This is a genomic window from Pasteurella dagmatis, from assembly GCF_900186835.1.
Taxonomy (GTDB): Bacteria; Pseudomonadota; Gammaproteobacteria; order Enterobacterales; family Pasteurellaceae; genus Pasteurella; species Pasteurella dagmatis.
The window spans coordinates 231,855-250,407 of sequence record NZ_LT906448.1 but is presented as its reverse complement, the minus strand read 5'-3'; the positions used below and the strand labels follow the sequence as shown (position 1 = coordinate 250,407).

At 36.4% G+C, this 18,553-nt stretch carries 18 protein-coding genes; 3 read left to right on the top strand and 15 right to left on the bottom strand.

Annotation, left to right across the window (positions count from 1 at the left end; genetic code table 11):
• Positions 1-63 precede the first annotated feature (63 nt).
• The 3 genes from CKV78_RS01315 to CKV78_RS01305 are packed head-to-tail and all read left to right on the top strand — an operon-like array spanning position 64 to position 3,802.
• On the top strand, positions 64-1,245 hold the full coding sequence (locus CKV78_RS01315; protein ID WP_005765508.1) for a polysaccharide export protein: 1,182 nt from the start codon (positions 64-66) through the stop codon (positions 1,243-1,245).
• 2 nt (positions 1,246-1,247) lie between these two features.
• Positions 1,248-1,691, top strand: a complete 444-nt coding sequence (locus CKV78_RS01310) for a low molecular weight protein-tyrosine-phosphatase (protein ID WP_005765506.1) — start codon at positions 1,248-1,250, stop codon at positions 1,689-1,691.
• An 11-nt stretch (positions 1,692-1,702) separates the two neighbouring features.
• On the top strand, positions 1,703-3,802 hold the full coding sequence (locus CKV78_RS01305; RefSeq protein WP_005765504.1) for a polysaccharide biosynthesis tyrosine autokinase: 2,100 nt from the start codon (positions 1,703-1,705) through the stop codon (positions 3,800-3,802).
• Positions 3,803-3,890: 88 nt separating this feature from the next.
• Here the strand turns inward: CKV78_RS01305 and cpdA are convergent, their stop codons facing one another.
• The 15 genes from cpdA to murC form a co-directional block, all read right to left on the bottom strand.
• Positions 3,891-4,721, bottom strand: coding sequence for a 3',5'-cyclic-AMP phosphodiesterase (cpdA, locus tag CKV78_RS01300; RefSeq protein ID WP_032855694.1), 831 nt, complete (start codon positions 4,719-4,721; stop codon positions 3,891-3,893).
• A gap of 173 nt (positions 4,722-4,894) precedes the next feature.
• Entirely contained in the window at positions 4,895-5,503 is a 609-nt protein-coding gene (nudF, locus tag CKV78_RS01295; RefSeq protein ID WP_005765500.1) for an ADP-ribose diphosphatase, read from the bottom strand.
• A gap of 20 nt (positions 5,504-5,523) precedes the next feature.
• Entirely contained in the window at positions 5,524-5,949 is a 426-nt protein-coding gene (gene psiE, locus CKV78_RS01290) for a phosphate-starvation-inducible protein PsiE (protein ID WP_005765498.1), read from the bottom strand.
• A gap of 26 nt (positions 5,950-5,975) precedes the next feature.
• Positions 5,976-6,662, bottom strand: a complete 687-nt coding sequence (locus tag CKV78_RS01285; RefSeq protein ID WP_005765496.1) for a M15 family metallopeptidase — start codon at positions 6,660-6,662, stop codon at positions 5,976-5,978.
• The gene (dapE, locus tag CKV78_RS01280; RefSeq protein WP_005765494.1) at positions 6,662-7,795 is read right to left on the bottom strand and encodes a succinyl-diaminopimelate desuccinylase; all 1,134 of its coding nucleotides are present in this window, start codon (positions 7,793-7,795) and stop codon (positions 6,662-6,664) included. The genes CKV78_RS01285 and dapE overlap by 1 nt, the downstream gene beginning before the upstream one ends.
• A gap of 62 nt (positions 7,796-7,857) precedes the next feature.
• On the bottom strand, positions 7,858-8,202 hold the full coding sequence (locus tag CKV78_RS01275) for an ArsC family reductase (protein WP_005765492.1): 345 nt from the start codon (positions 8,200-8,202) through the stop codon (positions 7,858-7,860).
• A gap of 73 nt (positions 8,203-8,275) precedes the next feature.
• Positions 8,276-10,171: a molecular chaperone HtpG gene (gene htpG, locus CKV78_RS01270; protein ID WP_005765490.1), complete on the bottom strand. Its 1,896-nt coding sequence runs from the start codon at positions 10,169-10,171 to the stop codon at positions 8,276-8,278.
• Positions 10,172-10,312: 141 nt separating this feature from the next.
• Complete coding sequence (locus tag CKV78_RS01265) at positions 10,313-10,936, bottom strand: opacity family porin (RefSeq protein WP_331715588.1); 624 nt, start codon at positions 10,934-10,936, stop codon at positions 10,313-10,315.
• Positions 10,937-10,997: 61 nt separating this feature from the next.
• Positions 10,998-11,498, bottom strand: coding sequence for a SprT family zinc-dependent metalloprotease (locus CKV78_RS01260; RefSeq protein ID WP_005765485.1), 501 nt, complete (start codon positions 11,496-11,498; stop codon positions 10,998-11,000).
• Positions 11,499-11,731: 233 nt separating this feature from the next.
• Positions 11,732-12,649 (bottom strand): UDP-3-O-acyl-N-acetylglucosamine deacetylase, encoded by a 918-nt coding sequence (lpxC, locus tag CKV78_RS01255; protein WP_005765483.1) that lies wholly within the window; start codon positions 12,647-12,649, stop codon positions 11,732-11,734.
• Positions 12,650-12,696: 47 nt separating this feature from the next.
• Entirely contained in the window at positions 12,697-13,989 is a 1,293-nt protein-coding gene (ftsZ, locus tag CKV78_RS01250; RefSeq protein ID WP_032855692.1) for a cell division protein FtsZ, read from the bottom strand.
• 84 nt (positions 13,990-14,073) lie between these two features.
• The gene (gene ftsA, locus CKV78_RS01245; protein WP_005765478.1) at positions 14,074-15,354 is read right to left on the bottom strand and encodes a cell division protein FtsA; all 1,281 of its coding nucleotides are present in this window, start codon (positions 15,352-15,354) and stop codon (positions 14,074-14,076) included.
• A 21-nt stretch (positions 15,355-15,375) separates the two neighbouring features.
• Entirely contained in the window at positions 15,376-16,149 is a 774-nt protein-coding gene (locus CKV78_RS01240) for a cell division protein FtsQ/DivIB (RefSeq protein ID WP_032855714.1), read from the bottom strand.
• Positions 16,149-17,078, bottom strand: coding sequence for a D-alanine--D-alanine ligase (locus CKV78_RS01235; RefSeq protein ID WP_032855691.1), 930 nt, complete (start codon positions 17,076-17,078; stop codon positions 16,149-16,151). Before CKV78_RS01235 ends, CKV78_RS01240 begins: the two co-directional genes overlap by 1 nt.
• 11 nt (positions 17,079-17,089) lie before the next feature.
• Positions 17,090-18,538, bottom strand: coding sequence for a UDP-N-acetylmuramate--L-alanine ligase (murC, locus tag CKV78_RS01230; protein WP_005765472.1), 1,449 nt, complete (start codon positions 18,536-18,538; stop codon positions 17,090-17,092).
• Positions 18,539-18,553: the final 15 nt, after the last annotated feature.

Genomic DNA, 18,553 nt, shown 5'->3' with positions numbered 1-18,553 from the left:
ATTTAAACTTCATAGTCTAATTAACTGTAAACCAACAATCTTTAACTAAAATGAGAACAATATATGTATAAATTATCTAAACTGTTCGCAGTCTTAAGTATTGTAGCATCTATTTCTGCTTGCTCTCTAATTTTTCCTTCAACACACTCCCCAATTAGGGGTGTGAAGGTACATTCACAAGGTGAGCCTTTAAATGCAGAAAAAGCTGTTGATGCATACTTAATTACACCAGCACTCGTCAAAAGAATGGCTCCAAATCTAGCATACGCAAGAACCAATCAATCACTTGAAGAACAACTTAAAGGCTATCAATACCGAGTTGGACCTGGCGATATTCTTAATATCACAGTATGGGATCATCCAGAATTAACCACACCAGCAGGATCTTATCGTTCAGCAGCAGAATCAGGTAGCCAAGTTCACGCAAATGGCACGATTTTCTACCCGTACGTAGGCTCAATTTCCGTCTCAGGTTTAACTGTTAGCCAAATTCGAACTAAGCTAACAAGACGACTTGCCAACTATATTAGCGACCCTCAAATTGAAGTGAGTGTCGCAGCTTACCAATCCCAAAAAACCTACATTACAGGACAAGTGAATAACCCAGGTCAGCAATATCTCTCCAATATTCCACTCACTTTATTAGATGCTATCAATAAAGCGGGGGGACTTGCTCAAGATGCCGACTGGCATAATGTGACCTTAACCAATAAAGGCAGAGAAGAAAAACTATCACTTGAAGCACTTATCCAAAAAGGCGATCTTAGCCAAAACCGTTTACTTGAAGATGGGGACATTGTTCACGTACCACGTAATGATGCAAATAAGATCTTCGTGATTGGCGAAGTAGCACAACCACAAATGCTTAAAATTACCCATTACGGTATGACATTGACAGAAGCCATTACTGCTAGTGGAGGCATAGACAAACTTGCCGCTGATGCGACAGGTATTTTCGTTATCCGTGGTCAACGTAATCAAACGAAAAAACCACATTTAAGCGTACCACAAGCGGATATTGAAAATAATGAACAAATTGAGAAAGTGGCAGATATTTATCAACTTGATGTAACAGATGCAACCTCTTACATCTTAGGTACAGAGTTTTACTTAAAACCTTACGATGTGGTGTACGTTACAACTGCACCAATTACTCGTTGGAACCGTGTAATTACTCAAGTGATACCAACACTATCTGGCTTTAACTCAATCACTGAAAGTACATTACGTATTAGAAACTGGTAGAAATGTTTGAAAACATTCTTGTTGTTTGTATGGGAAATATCTGTCGCTCCCCTGTTGGTGAGAAATTATTACAGTACTATTTCCCTGAAAAAAAAATTATATCTGCCGGCATTGTTGTAGAAGAAAGTGGCTTAGTGGGAAAAACAGCTGATCCCAAAATGATACAAATTGCCAAACAAAGCAATTTAGATATTAGTAGTCATTTGGCCCAGCAAGTCACAACTATACACTGCAATCAGGCAGAACTCATTCTAGTTATGGATAAAGGACAAATTGAGTTAGTACATCAACTATGCCCAGCCTCTATAGGAAAAGTAATGCTATTTGGACACTGGCTAATACCTCAATTAGAAATACCTGATCCATATAAAAAGGATATAAGCATATATGACTCTGTTTATAAAAAACTTGAACTAGCAGCATATCATTGGAAACAAAAATTATAGGATGATTCATAATGAGTGAAACAAATCAAGAAGATACAATTGATATACTTAAATTAATGAGGACCTTAATGGATTATAAGTGGTGGATAATTATTTCTACGCTTATAACAACTGTTATTGGGATTGGCTACGCTTTCTTATCCAGCCCGATCTATCTTGCTCATGCATCAATCCAGATTGAGGAAAAATCTCATGGCGGTGCCTTAAAAGATTTTGCGGGAATTTTTGAAGAGAAATCATCTTCCCATACAGAGATGGCTATTTTAAAATCAAGAATGGTCTTATCTTATAGCGTAAATCAACTTAACCTTACTACAGAAATCACACCGCACTTTTCTATACCAGTTTTTGGAAAAATGATGGCACGATTATCTAATTATGAACCAGAATTAAAAGTATATTACTTTGCTCCACTATCTGATAATGCAAATTCTCTAATATTAGAAGTGGGAGATGAACCAAATACTTATTCTATCTACTCAGCTATAACTTCTGATAAAATCTTAGATGGTAACGTTGGAAATATATATGAAACTGAGCTTCTACATTTTGCAGTATCTCAAATTAATGCTAAGCCAGGACAACGTTTTAAAATAAACAAAGTATCTGAGTTATCTGCTATTTCTAAATTAAAAGACCAAATCTCTGTATCCGAAGCAGGAAAACAAACTGGTATTATTGATATAGCTATACAGGGTGAAAATAAAAACCATATCAAAAATATCGTAACAAGCGTTGCTGATAGTTACTTATTACAGAACGTGGCAAGAAATTCTGCTGAAGCATCAAAAAGTCTTGAGTTCCTAAATAAGCAATTACCAGAAATCAGAGAAAAACTTTCTGATGCAGAAAATAAATTAAATGCATTTCGTTTGAAAAATGAATCTTTAGATTTAAGTTTTGAAGCAAGATCTACATTAGAAACAATCGTTCGTCTTGAAACTGAGTTAAGCGAATTAAAGACTCATGAAAGTGAAATCTCACAAAAATTTACGCGCAATCATCCCGCTTATGTAGCATTGATGAAAAAACGTAATGTATTAAATGCAGAAAAAGAACGCTTAAACAAACAAGTTGAAAGGTTACCAAATACCCAAAAAGAAATTATCCGCTTAACCCGAGATCTTGAAGTTAACCAACAAGTCTACATCCAATTACTTAACCGTATTCAAGAATTAGATGTTGTAAAAGCGAGTACAATTGGTAATGTGAGGATTTTAGATACGACCCAAGTATTTCCTGACCCAATTGCACCTAAAAAATCATTAATTATTTTAATGTCACTCATTTTAGGATTAGCACTGTCTTCATTGGCAATAATGATAAAAAGTTTCTTATCTAGAGGGATTGAGTCTACAGCAGAAATTGAGAAAACAGGGTTACCGACTTATGCTGTTATTCCCCATTCATCACTGCAGCCAAATCTTTCATTAAAAAATATTGGTAAAGGGAAACATACATTACTTTCAGACAGTCACCCTGAAGACAATGCTATCGAAGCAATTCGCAGCTTGAGAACAAGCTTATATTTTGCTATGCAAAATGCACCAAATAATCTTGTTATGATTTCTGGTACTATACCATCTGTAGGAAAGAGCTTTGTCTCTATGAACTTAGCAAATATCCTTGCTAAGACAGATAAGAAAGTTTTGTTTATTGATGCCGACCTACGTCGTAGCTATCTCAATTCCTTCCTATCTATGAAAGACAATGAGGGATTAAGCGAAGTGCTAACACAAAATATCCCATTTGAAAATGCGATTAGCCAATATGGTAATTTTTCCATCATGACTAAAGGAAAAACACCAAAAAATCCTTCAGAATTATTTTATGAAGATCGCTTTAGACAGTTATTGGAATGGGCATCTAATAATTATGACTTTGTAATCATTGATACGCCACCAATTCTCCCTGTGACAGATGCTGCAGTAATTGGAAAATATGTTGGCACTATACTACTCGTAGGCTATTTCGGTAAAACAACAGTCAAAGAAGTTGAAGTCGCAAGAGCCCGTTTTGAGCAAGCAGGTATTAATATCAATGGATTTATCTTAAATGGGGCGAAACTAAAAGCCTCCAATTACTATGAATACTATGGCTATAAAAGCTAATAATGACTGCTATTTTTACCTTTTCTAAGCCATAAAAAGAGCGGTCAAAAATTTAAAAATTTTGACCGCTCTTTTTTATTTCAAATAATTAATAACCTTCTTCATTCATATTAGGTAAAAATTGTGCTTTTTGAATGCGTTTAACACGTGTTTCAATTCTACCATCAGCATATAACTCAATTTCACGCCAACCTGGCTGAGCACAATCTAATGCAAACGTATTGTTATCTGGTTTAAATTGAATACAAGTCGCTGGTGTTGCCATGACTCTATAGCCATTCCACTCTGCATCCACTTCTTGATGAATATGACCATGTAAAATACCTTTCACTTTATCAAAAGGAGAAAGTGCATAAGCTAATTCATGTGCATTACGCAAATTATGCTGATCCAACCAAGCTGAATTCGTTGGTAGAATATGGTGATGTAACACAATTAACGTGTAACGTTCGGGATTATCTTTTAATTTAGAGACTAACCAATCAATTTGGTACTGGCTCAATTCACCATGAGGTACGCCAAATACTTGACTATCTAACATTAAAATTTGCCAGTATTTTCCTAGCACAATATGTTTTTTAGCATTCAAGTTACCTTGATTTTGATTCAAAATAGCAAACATTTTAGGTTGAAAATCATGATTGCCAGGAATCCAAAATACTGTTTTATCAAGCCTTTTGACTTGTTCACAAAACAGTAAATATCCCTCATCACTATTATCTTGAACTAAATCACCGGTAGCTAAAACAAAATCATAATCGAAATCTTGCTCTTTTATTTCGTCCAATACTTGTACGAAACTTTGATATGTTTTAACACCTAATAATTCACTGTTTTCTTCCCTAAATAAGTGCGGATCAGTGACTTGAATAAATTTAAACACCTCCGCCGAAGTATCGTATGTATAAGTACTGAACAAAGCGAACTCCTACTGCAAATATAAAATAATAAACTGCGAATAAGTTACAGATTTACAAAATAAATTGCACGCACCAAAATAAAAAAATGTTATCTATGTCATATTTCTTTATAAAATTTTTTTAAAAATTAAACCTAAATCACATTTTTGAACTAAATTGATTCAACACTTACTTACTGTAATGATTGGTAATTAAGTTGTAACCACTGTAACCCTAATACTGCAATTCCATTATCAATTTTACCTTCATTCACCCATTGATAAGCTGTTTCACGGCTCACTACATGCACACGAATATCTTCGTTTTCTTCTTCAAGTCCGTGGATTCCTTTTGCTTGAGTGCTATCCACTTTTCCTACAAATAAATGAATACGCTCAATCACACCACCGGGGCTATCCCATACGCTTAAACAATGTTGTAAATTAGTGACTTTCACGCCAGCTTCTTCCTCACTTTCACGCAATGCCACTTCTTCTGGCTTTTCGCCTTCTTCCACCATACCAGCAATGAGCTCTAATAACCAAGGTGACTGACGAGATTGTGGTTGATAAGCACCTATACGCACTTGCTCCACTAAAATTACCGCATCTTTAACAGGATCATAAGCAATCACTGCAGATGCAGCCCCTTTCACTAATAATTCGCGAGTCACAATACCACTCTCGCCTCCAGCAAATAATTTGTGTTTAAATTGAATACGTTTCAATTCAAAAAAACCTTTATACAAGGTTTCTTCGTGTAAAATTTCAATATCTTGCTGGCTAAACTGTTGAATATCCATTTTATTGTTATCCTCTTAAATTAACTTTTTCTTAATCGTTCTGAACTGACTAAAAATAGTGCTATCACCATTAATAAGATCGACCCTGAAAACAGCAACGTGTTTACTGCACTTGAATGATCCACAATAATTAAACGAACCATTGCAGTGATCCCAATGTATATGAAATAGCGTAATGGAAAGTGATAATTAGTTTTGAAATATTTCACAATCAATGCTAAAAACTCAAAATACAAAAAATACACCACGATTTTTTCAATCAATAAATAAGATGCTTTATTGCTTTCTGTTAACAAAACTTGTGCAAGACTATAGGTTTCTTGTGCTAAAAATATAACCAAAATCCCTGCCAAAATTACCAATGAAATATTTAGCACCCACTGCAATAAACTGGATATTATTTTACTAAAATGGCTATGATTTTGTTCTGATGTCCTCTTTTCCATTATTTCCCCATAAAATCCAATAAAAATTAAATAAAAAATCGCTGAAAAATTTCATCTAAATGCTGTGTTAAACAGACCTTGCCTGCGATATCTTCATTTTGCCAAGATTCTAATAATATCTCGACTGACAACTGTTGTTTGGCAAGTTCTGCCGCAGGTAAATAACTGATATGCCAAGGTTCGTAGCCAATTTCTTTCGTTTCCGGTAAGTGTGTGAACGGTAATACAAAATCAAAATGTGCAAGATTTTGCTGTAACCACTCACTTAATTCATAAAAATAACCGCCTTTTTCATATTCCCAAGGCTCTAATTGCAAAGTTTGTTCAGGTGGCAATAAATTAGGATCAAACAAATCAATTTCCGTTCCCCAATGGTGGCGACTGCCTCCTGGTAATGCTGACCAACGCAAAATCGCTTGTACTTTTTCCCACACAGAAAGTGCGGTCAGATTTAATGGATTTCCAAGATTATCGTGAACTTTACGCTCACCATTAAATTTACTATTCCAGATTAATTGTTGACGTTGAAAGTCCCGAAAACTGCTAGCTGGCTGTAAATTAAAACCTTTTTTCAACGCACTTTGTTGTAAACATTGAAATGCTTTAAGTGAATCTGCTTGTAAAAAATGGTTACTGGAAAATGGACAAGGTAAATGAACTAAATGATTTCGGGATTTCCCCGTTAACTGCGCTGAACTCAATCTCATACACATTATTTATCCAAAAGGTTGATTAAAATTTGTTGATAAACATCACCACACTTAGCCAAATCATTTACATCAACGCACTCATTCACTTTGTGGATAGTTTTATTCAATGGACCAAATTCCACTACCTCAGCCCCCATTAACGCAATAAAGCGTGCATCAGATGTGCCACCACCTGTATCTAAGTGCGGTGTATTTTTCGTGATTTTTTGCACTGCACTAATTGTTGCCTCTACAAGTTTTCCATTTCTCGTCAAAAATGGTTTACCTGATAAATTCCATTCAATACGATGTGTTAACTGATACTTTTGTAACATTTCAGCTACTGTTTTTTTAATAATTTCATCTGTCACTTCGGTGCAATAGCGTAAATTAAACTGTACATAAAGCTCTCCCGGAATCACATTATTACTGCCTGTTCCAGCATTAATATTGGCAATTTGTAATGAAGTAGGTGGAAAAAATTCGTTCCCATTATCCCATTGATAAGTAGTCAATTCACTTAAAAAAGCTAATGCTTTATGCACAGGATTTTCTGCTAAATGCGGATAAGCGACATGACCTTGAATACCTTGAATATACAAGTTTGCAGTGATTGAACCTCGACGACCATTTTTCACAATATCACCTAACTTCTGAGAACTAGACGGCTCTCCAACAATACAATAATCAATTGGTTCATTACGTGCCATTAAGGTTTCAACTACACACACAGTACCATCTTTAGCTGCTGCTTCTTCATCAGAAGTAATCAATAATGCAATCGTACCTTGATGATTTGGATTTGCTTTAACAAATTTCTCTACTGCCACCACCATTGCTGCAAGCGAGCCTTTCATATCAGCGGCTCCACGCCCATATAGTACATCGTCCACAATTTGAGCGGAAAAAGGGGGATATTGCCATTGTTTTTCATCACCTACAGGTACAACATCAGTATGCCCTGCAAACGTAATCACTGGAGATCCAACACCGTGTTTTGCCCATAAATTTAAGGTGTCATTAAAGGGCATCCATTCAATTTGAAAACCTAATTTTTGCAATCGTTCAGCAATCACTTGTTGACAACCCTGATCATCAGGACTAACCGATGGGCGACGAATTAACTCACTTGCAAGCTCAATAATCGAATTTTTCATTTTTATACCGCACTTTTATGGAAACAAATATTCAGGGCAGACACACTGTCTGCCCACGAATATTATTTAAAACAAGCTTCATACTCTTTTACATTAAAGCCAATCAACGCTTTGCCTTCTTGCAAAATAATTGGGCGTTTAATCAATGTTGGTTGTTCAAACAACACCTCAAGTGCAGTCTGTTTTGATAGATTTTCTTTGACATCATCAGCTAAATTTCGCCAAGTCGTACTCCGTTTATTGACTAAATTTGCCCAACCAAATTGTGCTTCTGCTTGTTCCAGCCAAGTTTTATCTAAACCGTCAATACGATAATCATGTAATTGATGTGGAATATTATGTGCCGCCAACCAAGTCAATGCTTTTTTTACAGTATCACAATTTTTAATGCCATAAACAGTAATCATATTTATACCTCTAAACTAAAAATCCCTAAGGTTTATTACCTTAGGGATTTTAGCATATTTAAAAAATTGTGCGTTAATGACTTGTTAATTTACCCAATAAACTGTTCATACGTTTAATAAACGCAACTGGATTTTCTAACGAACCACGTTCCGCCAACATCGCTTGTTCTAACAATAATTCGATCCAATCAGCAAATTGTTGCTCATCAGCAATATCCGCCACTTTTTGCACTAAACTATGCTCTGGGTTTAACTCAAACGTATATTTCACCTCTGGCATTGCTTGACCCGCAGCTGCAAATAATTTTGCCATTTGAGTTGTCATCTGATCATTACCAGTTGAAACCACCGCCGGTGTATCAGTTAAACGGTGAGTTAAACGCACCTCTTTCACGCGTTCACCAAGTAAGTTTTTCACACGTTCAACAAAAGAAGCAAACTGTTCATTTTGCTGTTTTTGCTCTTCTTTTTCTTCATCCGCTAAATCACCTAGATCTAAATCTGCTTTGCTGATGGTTTGTAACTGTTTTCCATCAAATTCAGTTAAATAGCTCAACATCCACTCATCAATGCGATCTGATAATAATAAGACTTCAATACCTTTTTTATTGAATAACTCTAAATGCGGTGAGTTTTTCGCTGCTACATAGGTATCCGCAGTAATGTAGTAAATCGCCTTTTGCCCTTCTTTCATACGAGCGACATAATCGTCTAAAGACACGTTTTGCTCGCTACTGTCACTATGTGTTGATGCAAAACGCAATAACTTCGCAATACTTTCTTTATTAGCAAAATCTTCTGCTGGACCTTCTTTTAATACTAAACCAAATTCTTTCCAGAAACTTTGGTATTTATCTGCATCATCTTTAGCTAATTTCTCAAGCATTTGTAATGAGCGTTTAGTAAGCGCCTTACGTAAGGCAGCTGTGACTTTATTGTCTTGTAAAATTTCACGCGAAACATTCAGCGGTAAATCATTACTATCAATTAAACCACGCATAAAACGCAGATAATTTGGCATAAATTGCTCAGCATCATCCATAATAAACACGCGTTGAACATATAATTTCAAACCATGTTTATGTTCACGATTAAATAAATCCCACGGTGCTTTTGCAGGCACATAAAGCAAGCTCGTGTATTCTTGATTACCTTCTACACGGTTATGCGACCAAAGAAGTGGATCCGCAAAATCGTGACTAATATGTTTATAAAATTCTTTGTATTCATCTTCTGAAATCTCATTTTTCGAACGAGTCCAAAGAGCTTGAGCTTTATTGATTTTTTCCCATTTAATGCCTGTTTCTTTGCCTTCCTCGTCATATTCTTTAGCTAGAATTTCTACTGGTAAACCAATATGATCGGAATATTTACTGATAATTTCACGTAAACGCCATTCGTTTAAAAACTCTTTTTCATCTTCGCGTAAATGTAAGGTGATTTCTGTACCACGTTCTTTTTTCTCAATATCTGCAACAGAATATTCACCTTCACCCGCAGATTCCCAAAGCACAGCTTTATCTGCACTTTCACCCGCAGCTCGTGTTTTTACAGTCACTTTATCAGACACGATAAATGCAGAATAGAAACCTACACCAAACTGACCAATCAATTGACTATCTTTGGCTTGATCTTGTCCTAATGAACTTAAAAACTCTTTCGTACCGGATTTTGCAATCGTACCTAGATGATCAATCACTTGATCACGGGTCATCCCAATACCATTATCACTAATGGTCAATGTGCCTTTTGCCTCATCAAAACTGATACGCACTTTTAAATCGCCATCACCTTCATACAATTCTGGTGCCGAAAGCGCTTTAAAGCGTAATTTATCTGCCGCATCAGAGGCATTTGAAATTAATTCACGTAAGAAAATTTCTTTATTGGAATATAAAGAATGGATCATTAATTGAAGAAGTTGTTTAACTTCAGATTGAAAACCACGAGTTTCTTGATTATTCGACATAGCATTTCCTTTTATTACGCTAAAACACAAGTGCTTTTAGATATAAGAGCAAAAAAGGAAATTTCAAGGGAAATGAATACAAAAAGTGCGGTAAAAATTTTTGATTTTTCTACCGCACTTTTGGAATTGAGATAAATTCAATTAGAATTCGTAGCGTAAACCTACTTTAGCACCGTATTGACGAGCTTTTACACCATCAAAACTACCTAAATGGTTATATTCAAGACCTGCGTTAGCCGCTAAGCTATCAGTAAATTTATAACTCACACCAGCTAAAATGCCATAACCAACTTTAGTCTCTTTATAGCTTTCATTAGTTTTTACTATTTTATCTTTTCCTTGCATATTCGGAGTAACGTGTCTTTCAGTACCACTTTCTTTTAATGAGAAGCGGTTAACTGCAATACGCGCACCAACATAAGGAGTTAAATTACTATTTAGGTCAATATCATAGATTGCAGATAAACCTAAAGATTCAGTTTTAAATTTACCACTTGCAGAAACAAATACATTAGCCAAATCTTCTTCATCTACATAACTATATTTAACATCTGCATATTTTGTATAATCAAGAGCTAAACGAAAATCTGTCAATTTATAACCAACAGATAAACTTGGTGAAAAACCAGTCTTACTAGAACTTTCACCATCTCCAGACCATTTTACTTTCGATGTTCCTAAGTCTCCTTGAACATAGAAATTAGCACTTGCAGTTGCTGCAAATAATGTTCCCATTGCTAATACTAATAATGATTTTTTCATCATAAATTCCCTCTTTATATGGTTAAGAATTATATTTTTCTTGAAGTATAGCACTTAGTTTGAATTATGCTTTAAATTTTAGCTGAATTTTACATTCTTTACAAAAGTATATTATTTTACCATTTTGAATATTATTATGTCGTCTAATTGTTAAATAATGTACTTTACACCTGCATTCATAGGGGAAAACTGACTTTACTACATTTGATGTATCAAATTGGTGATAAACTCGAGGCTCCAAATGAAAAACATTTTTCATCATATTCCGCCATTCTTGGCCATGTGGTTTGACTCGCCCAAAGAGTTGATATACTAGCAAATGAGCTAGCTCATGTGGCACAACTTCACGAATAAAATCCTCACTGTTTTCTAACAATAATATTGGGTTTAAACGGATTTCATTTTGTTGTAAATAAGCAACTCCGGCTTTTGCCCCCCGAACCTTATAATTAACATTAGGGATTAAAAACTGACGAGCAAAATAAGTTTCTGCAATCTGGAAAGATTGATGCAATTTACACTGAACTTCTTTTTTAAGATGATGCAAATGAGTTTCTTGTTGCATTTTTAAACAATGCCTTTAAACGTTATATTTTTGAAAGAAGACTACTCATTCATAATTATATGAATAAACTAAAATGATTAACTTATTTACCAACTAGATTAAATTTTATACTCTAAACCTAACTAAAAGACCCCATTTATAATAATGGCTTTCACAATAAATAATACGGATTATATTAAACAAAAAAGCTATACTTCATAAGAAATATAGCTTTTTTAATCAGAGTGATGTAATTAGATTAACACTTGTGTTGATACTGCGTAACCTTGTGGAACATCTTGTTTATCCTCAAAAGTCACAAACTCCCAAGCATCTTTGTTATCTAATACTGCACGTAATAATTTATTATTTAGACCATGACCAGATTTATAGGCTTTAAAATCACCAATAATATTATAACCGGCCATATATAAGTCACCAATAGCATCTAACATTTTATGACGAACTAATTCATCTTTAAAACGTAATCCATCTTCATTCAAAATACGGTAATCATCTAACACAATGGCATTATCTAGGCTGCCACCTAATGCTAACCCTTGAGATTGAAGATATTCAATATCTTTCATGAAACCAAAAGTTCGTGCACGACTGATTTGTTGAACGAATGCTTGTGCAGAAAAATCCATCACATAATTACGTACATCTTTGCCAATAGCAGGATGTTCAAAATCAATCGTAAAGTCTAAGCGGAAACCATTATAAGGTTTAAACTCTGCCCATTTATCACCATCTTCAACGCGCACATGTTTTTTCAGACGAATAAATTTCTTCGCTGCATTTTGTTCTTCAATGCCTGCATCTAATAGAAGATAAATGAAAGGACTAGCACTACCATCCATAATTGGAATTTCTGGTGCGTCCACTTCAATAATGACATTGTCAATACCTAAACCTGCTAATGCAGCATTTAAGTGCTCAACAGTTGAAATGCGGACACCTTCTTCATTTACTAAACAGGTGCAAAGCATTGTGTCACGTACTGAATTAGCATTTGCAGAAAAAGTTACTGGTGGGTTTAAGTCAGTCCGACAATAAATCACGCCAGTATTTGGCATAGCAGGACGTAACGTCAAGGTTACTTTATTACCACTATGTAAGCCAACACCTGTTACTTTAATGCTTTGTTTTAAAGTTCTTTGTTTAATCATATTCGTCTCTTAACTTATTGCACTTAATACAACAAGGCTAATCTTAATTATTTATCTGTATTGCGAAGAAAGTTTGGTACATTAAATAAACTTTCATCTTTTTGCAAATTTGTTGGACGCGCTGTGATTGGCGTATCCAATATACTTGTCTTACTTAAGTCAGTCGGTCTACTTGTATTTGGTGGTGAACCGTAAGTAGGGTTTTGAACTTGGTGGCCACTTAAGTTTGCTGGTTGCAATGGTCTTGACTCACCCGGTGTATGGTGAATGGATTGCTGACGCTGTACGATTTGTACATCTGGCGTATCAAGTTCACCAAGACCTGTTGCAACAATAGTCACACGGATTTCATCTTCCATTTCTGGAACTAATGTTGTACCAACAACAACTGTCGCCTCATCAGAGGCAAATTCTGCTATCGTATCGCCCACGATAGTAAATTCAGTGAACGCTAAATCTGGACCTGCGGTGATATTCACTAAAATACCTTTTGCACCAGATAGATCTACACGCTCTAATAAATCGCTTTTCACTGCAAGACGAGTAGCCTCTTCTGCACGACCTTCACCAGCTGAGCCTTTGCAAGAACCGAAACCGATCATTGCTTGCCCCATTTCAGACATTATTGTTCTTACATCAGCAAAATCCACGTTAATTAAACCCGGTGAAGTAATCATATCTGAAATGCCGGTCACCGAGTTACGTAATACATCATTAGCTGCAGAGAAAGCTTGAAGTAGTGTCGCATTTTTTGGCAATGCTTTTGCTAATTGTTCGTTCGGAATAATGATTAGAGAATCAACGTGTTTTGAAAGTTCTTTAATTCCCATTTCCGCAAAAGCCATACGTTTTTTGCCTTCGAATGAGAATGGTTTAGTCACAACTGCAACGGTAAGAATACCCAATTCTTTTGCAATTTGCGCAACAATTGGGGCTGCACCTGTACCAGTACCGCCACCCATACCAGCAGCAATAAACACCATATCAGCACCTTCAAGCATAGCACGCAGTGCATCTTGATCATCTTCTGCTGCTTTACGACCTACATTAGGGTTTGCACCAGCACCCAGACCTTTCGTTGTTGAACCACCGATTTGTACAGTTTGTTGTACTTGGCTTTTACGCAATGCTTGGGCATCAGTATTCACTGCATAGAAAATGATTTTTCCATGCTCATCTGAATCCATTACACTTTCATCAACTAGTGTGCCACCAATATTATTTTTAATCATACTGGCAACCATATGGTTTACGGCGTTACCACCACCTCCACCTACGCCCACAACTTTGATGAGAGCTCCGTCCATTTCACCAAGATCGTAATCTACTGGTTCAAACATATTCATTCTCCGTCGATGCTAATTCTCTGCTAGCACATTACTAAAACTTAAATATTTCTTATTGTAGATGAAAAATCTAAATTCTCAAAATTCTGAACGCACTTTCTTGGCAACTTTTTTCATTCCTGACCATAAAGAGCCCAAAAGACTAGCATCATTGCTATAAGTATCATTTAAAGGGCTTTCATCATTACTACTATAATCATATTGCAATAAACCTAATACTGTTGAATATTGTGGTTTATTCTCTACGTGATGTGTTACGCCAGTAATGTTCAATGGATTACCGATACGTACGTGTAAACCAAATACTTCTGTTGCACACTCTTTTAAATCCTTAATTTGAGCACCACCACCTGTAATCACAATACCTGCAATAAGCTCAAATTTCATTTGTTTACTTTCCAATTCATATTTAAGTTGAATCAGCTCTTGTTTCACTAATCCTAACAATTCTTGATAACGTGCAGCGGTTACCATAGACAACCGTGCTTTTGAACAGCGACCAATCACACTACCATCAATACTCATTACATCAAATTCAGCTTCAGGATTTTGACGAGGAGGGCTTACTGCACTACCATATTTCACTTTAATATTTTCTGCTTCAATACGTGATGTTGTCCTGTCATAGGCAATATCATCAGTCACACGATTACCTGCGTAAGGAATTACTTTACTAAAACGCAATGAACCATTGGTATATACCATGACCTCCATTGTACCTGCACCAAAATCAATCAAGCATACACCAAGATCTTTTTCATCTTCGGTTAATACAGAATGGCTTGCTGCAATGCCTGAAAACACGACTTTATCAATTTTCAACTTACAACGCTCAACTGCTTGACGTAAATTATTCAGCCAATCTTGGTGGCAAGCGATCAAATGCACATTTGAAGTTAACCGGCCACCTTGAAAACCAAGTGGATTTTTAATATTTCTTTGTTGGTCCACAGAGTATTCCTGTGGAAGACGATGTAATAATGCTAAACCTTCTGGCATTTTAATTGAACTTGCTGTATGCAACGCTGCATCAATATCTTCTTGCGTCACTTCATCACCTACAATGGGGGCTGCACCGCTATCATTCCAACTTTGGATATGTTCGCCTGTAATCGCCAAAGTCACACTGAGAATTTGGCAATCCGCAACTGACTCCGCAAGCTCAACCGCACGTTGTACCGATGTCACAACAGCATTTAAGTCAGTAATATTTCCTTTATCGATACCTTTTGCTGGACAGCTACCAACTCCTAGAATATTGACTACACCATCGGGTAAAAGTTCACCCACTAAAGCAACCACTTTAGAGGTTCCCACTTCAAGTCCAACAATAATTTTTGATTCCACAATCTTTGCCATTTCTTATCACTTCACAAAAAACTAATTAGCATCAATATCAGCAAATCCAACGGCTGCACCAACGCTATATCTTAAGTCCACATAAGACAATTTTTTATTTTCTGGTACTTCAATTTGTGGGTAAATTGTGACAAAACGATCAAGTTTTGCTTTCCATTCACCTCTACCTAATTTTAATACAAGATTATTATCTAATACAATTTGCCACGCACCACGGTCATCAATTGTAACAGCCTTTAATTTTAGCCCTTTTTCCGTCAAATTCGCATTCACTTGATGCCACGCTTCTAACACTTTCGTACTTTGATAGTCAGGTCCCGATAAGTGCGGTAAATTTTTATCTTCTAATTTATCCATGGGTAACTGGAAAATTTCGCCTTCTTTCGATAAAAACTCACCTTCGTTCCAAATTGCAATTGGTTGGTGCTCAATGACGGCAATGCTTAGCTTATCAGGCCAAATCTTCCGAACAGCAGCCTTTTTAATCCAAGGCATTGTTTCTATTTGCTCACGTACAGCATCAATATCCTGACCAAAGAAGCCTTTTAAACCGCCCATTTTTAGCACAGAATCACGTACATCATCATAAGTCGTGTAGGATGGGTTATTGGTCAAAATAAAGGCATTAATTGGTCGATTATCTAATTTTTCTAATAAACTCTGCCAATTTGTGTACACATAAAAAAACACACCTAAACACAATAGGATAATCACTAATTTTACAGGTTTAAACGTATAACTTTCTGAGTCGTTATACTTGATATTTTGTGTTACTCTACGTTTAACACCCTGAATCATTTCGCACTTAGCTCCAAAATTCTAACAACCAATTGCTCAAATGAGTAGCCAACAACTGCTGCTGATTTTGGGAATAAGCTATGGCTTGTCATTCCTGGGTTAGTATTCACCTCAACTAAGCGGAATTGACCTTTGCTATCTGTCATTACGTCAATTCGGCTCCAACCACGACAACCTACCACATCATAAGCACGCTTAACTAATTGGTTTAACTCTTGTTCACGTTCTTTACTTAAACCTGCGGGACAAAAATATTGTGTGTTATCTGAAAGATATTTAGCCTCATAATCGTAAAACTCGCCTTCAGGCACAATGCGTACAGCGGGTAACACTTCATTATCTAGCACAGGAATCGTTAATTCATCTCCAGCTAACCATTCTTCAATTAATACGGTTTCATCAAATTTTAACGCAAAATCGACCGCACTTTTGAGATCTTCTACCGCTTTAACTTTAGTTAAACCAACACTAGACCCCTCTAAAGAAGGTTTTACCATTAATGGTAATCCTAATTTTTCGACAACTTCGGCTGGATTAAGTTCTGCAACATTGTTTTTTGTCACAATTTCCATTTCGGCAACAGGTAAACCAAAGGCCTTCCATAACATTTTTGTTCGCATTTTATCCATTGTTAAAGCAGAGGCCATCACGCCACAACCTGTATAAGGGATACCTATTTGCTCAAGTAAGCCTTGCATTGTACCATCTTCACCCCCGCGACCGTGTAAAATATTAAATACACGATCAAACCCCTGCTCTTTTAAGCTAGCAACAGGGAAGTTTTTTGGATCAATTGGGTGCGCATCAAAACCCGCATTTAATAATGCATTTAAAACAGCTTGACCTGAATTTAAAGACACTTCACGTTCTGCAGAAGTACCGCCTAATAACACGGCAATTTTTTCTTCTTTTAATGTTTTTTTCATTTTGTTATCCGTTATTCTTGAGTCCATTTTTCTGCTAATTGACGTGCAATTTTACTTACATTGCCAGCACCTTGTGCCAAGATTAAATCGCCATCTTGTAAAATTTGATCGAGAATTTCGCCTAATTGGTTGTGATCTGATACAAAAATAGGATCAACTTTTCCTAAGTTACGAATTGAGCGACATAATGATCGGCTATCTGCACCTGCAATTGGTGCTTCACCAGCGGCATACACATCGAGCATAATTAGTGCATCAACTTGTGATAGCACCTGTACAAAATCATCAAATAAATCACGTGTACGTGAATAGCGATGCGGTTGGAAAATCATTACAACACGTTTATTTTCCCAACCTTGACGAGCAGCTTGAATAGTCACAGCCACTTCAGTTGGGTGATGACCATAATCATCCACTAACATCACTTTACCACTTGGGCGAATAAAATGCCCAAGCTGATCAAAACGACGTCCTGCGCCTTGGAAATCTGCAAGTGCGGCTAAAATTGCCTCATTTTCAATACCTTCCTCTTTCGCTACAGCTAATGCTGCTGTTGCATTTAATGCATTATGACGACCTGGTACATTCAATAATACATCAATGCGCTCACCACTTGGTGTCATCACAGTGTAATGCCCTTGGAAACCCGTTTGCTGGTAATCCTCAATACGATAATCAGCTTTTTCACTGAAACCATAAGTAATCACTTGGCGGCCAACTTTTGGCATTAATTCTTCTAAAACGGGATCATCTGCACAAAGCACTGCAAGACCATAAAACGGTAAGTTATGTAAGAAATTCACATAAGTTTGTTTCATTTCTTCAAATGAACCATTGTATGTTTCCATATGGTCAGGTTCGATATTCGTAACCACAGATACCATAGGTTGTAAATGTAAAAAGGATGCATCACTTTCATCCGCTTCTGCAATCAAATAGCGACTACAACCTAAATGCGCATTTGTTCCTGCTGATTTCACAAGACCACCGTTCACAAAGGTCGGGTCTAAGCCCGCCTCTGCGTAAACCATTGAGATCATTGCGGTAGTTGTTGTTTTGCCGTGCGTACCTGCAATAGCGATACCGTGACGGAAACGCATAATCTCTGCAAGCATTTGTGCACGTTGAATCACTGGAATACGCTTTTCTTTTGCAGTAACCACTTCTATATTATCTGGTTTAATCGCACTTGAAACCACAACAACACTAGCATCCTGTACATTTTCTGCTGAATGCGTAAAGTAAATTTTCGCACCTAAAGAAACTAAACGATTTGTGACCGCACTTTCCATAATATCGGATCCGGTCACAAAATAGCCTTCGTTTAATAACACTTCAGCAATACCGCCCATACCTGCACCACCAATTCCAACAAAATGAATTTGGCGCACTCGGCGCATTTCAGGGATCATATCTCTTACACGTTGTTTAAATTCTTTTCCACAGTTTGAATTGATCATTGCTTTATTCCTGCT

Excerpts from the sequence above, each read along its gene's own strand:
- CKV78_RS01315 (WP_005765508.1), top strand. The coding sequence starts at position 64 with ATGTATAAATTATCTAAACTGTTCGCAGTCTTAAGTATTGTAGCATCT.
- CKV78_RS01310 (WP_005765506.1), top strand. The coding sequence starts at position 1,248 with ATGTTTGAAAACATTCTTGTTGTTTGTATGGGAAATATCTGTCGCTCC.
- CKV78_RS01305 (WP_005765504.1), top strand. The coding sequence starts at position 1,703 with ATGAGTGAAACAAATCAAGAAGATACAATTGATATACTTAAATTAATG.
- nudF (WP_005765500.1), bottom strand. The coding sequence starts at position 5,503 with ATGGATATTCAACAGTTTAGCCAGCAAGATATTGAAATTTTACACGAA.
- psiE (WP_005765498.1), bottom strand. The coding sequence starts at position 5,949 with ATGGAAAAGAGGACATCAGAACAAAATCATAGCCATTTTAGTAAAATA.
- CKV78_RS01285 (WP_005765496.1), bottom strand. The coding sequence starts at position 6,662 with ATGTGTATGAGATTGAGTTCAGCGCAGTTAACGGGGAAATCCCGAAAT.
- dapE (WP_005765494.1), bottom strand. The coding sequence starts at position 7,795 with ATGAAAAATTCGATTATTGAGCTTGCAAGTGAGTTAATTCGTCGCCCA.
- CKV78_RS01275 (WP_005765492.1), bottom strand. The coding sequence starts at position 8,202 with ATGATTACTGTTTATGGCATTAAAAATTGTGATACTGTAAAAAAAGCA.
- htpG (WP_005765490.1), bottom strand. The coding sequence starts at position 10,171 with ATGTCGAATAATCAAGAAACTCGTGGTTTTCAATCTGAAGTTAAACAA.
- CKV78_RS01265 (WP_331715588.1), bottom strand. The coding sequence starts at position 10,936 with ATGATGAAAAAATCATTATTAGTATTAGCAATGGGAACATTATTTGCA.
- CKV78_RS01260 (WP_005765485.1), bottom strand. The coding sequence starts at position 11,498 with ATGCAACAAGAAACTCATTTGCATCATCTTAAAAAAGAAGTTCAGTGT.
- lpxC (WP_005765483.1), bottom strand. The coding sequence starts at position 12,649 with ATGATTAAACAAAGAACTTTAAAACAAAGCATTAAAGTAACAGGTGTT.
- ftsZ (WP_032855692.1), bottom strand. The coding sequence starts at position 13,989 with ATGTTTGAACCAGTAGATTACGATCTTGGTGAAATGGACGGAGCTCTC.
- ftsA (WP_005765478.1), bottom strand. The coding sequence starts at position 15,354 with ATGGCAAAGATTGTGGAATCAAAAATTATTGTTGGACTTGAAGTGGGA.
- CKV78_RS01235 (WP_032855691.1), bottom strand. The coding sequence starts at position 17,078 with ATGAAAAAAACATTAAAAGAAGAAAAAATTGCCGTGTTATTAGGCGGT.
- murC (WP_005765472.1), bottom strand. The coding sequence starts at position 18,538 with ATGATCAATTCAAACTGTGGAAAAGAATTTAAACAACGTGTAAGAGAT.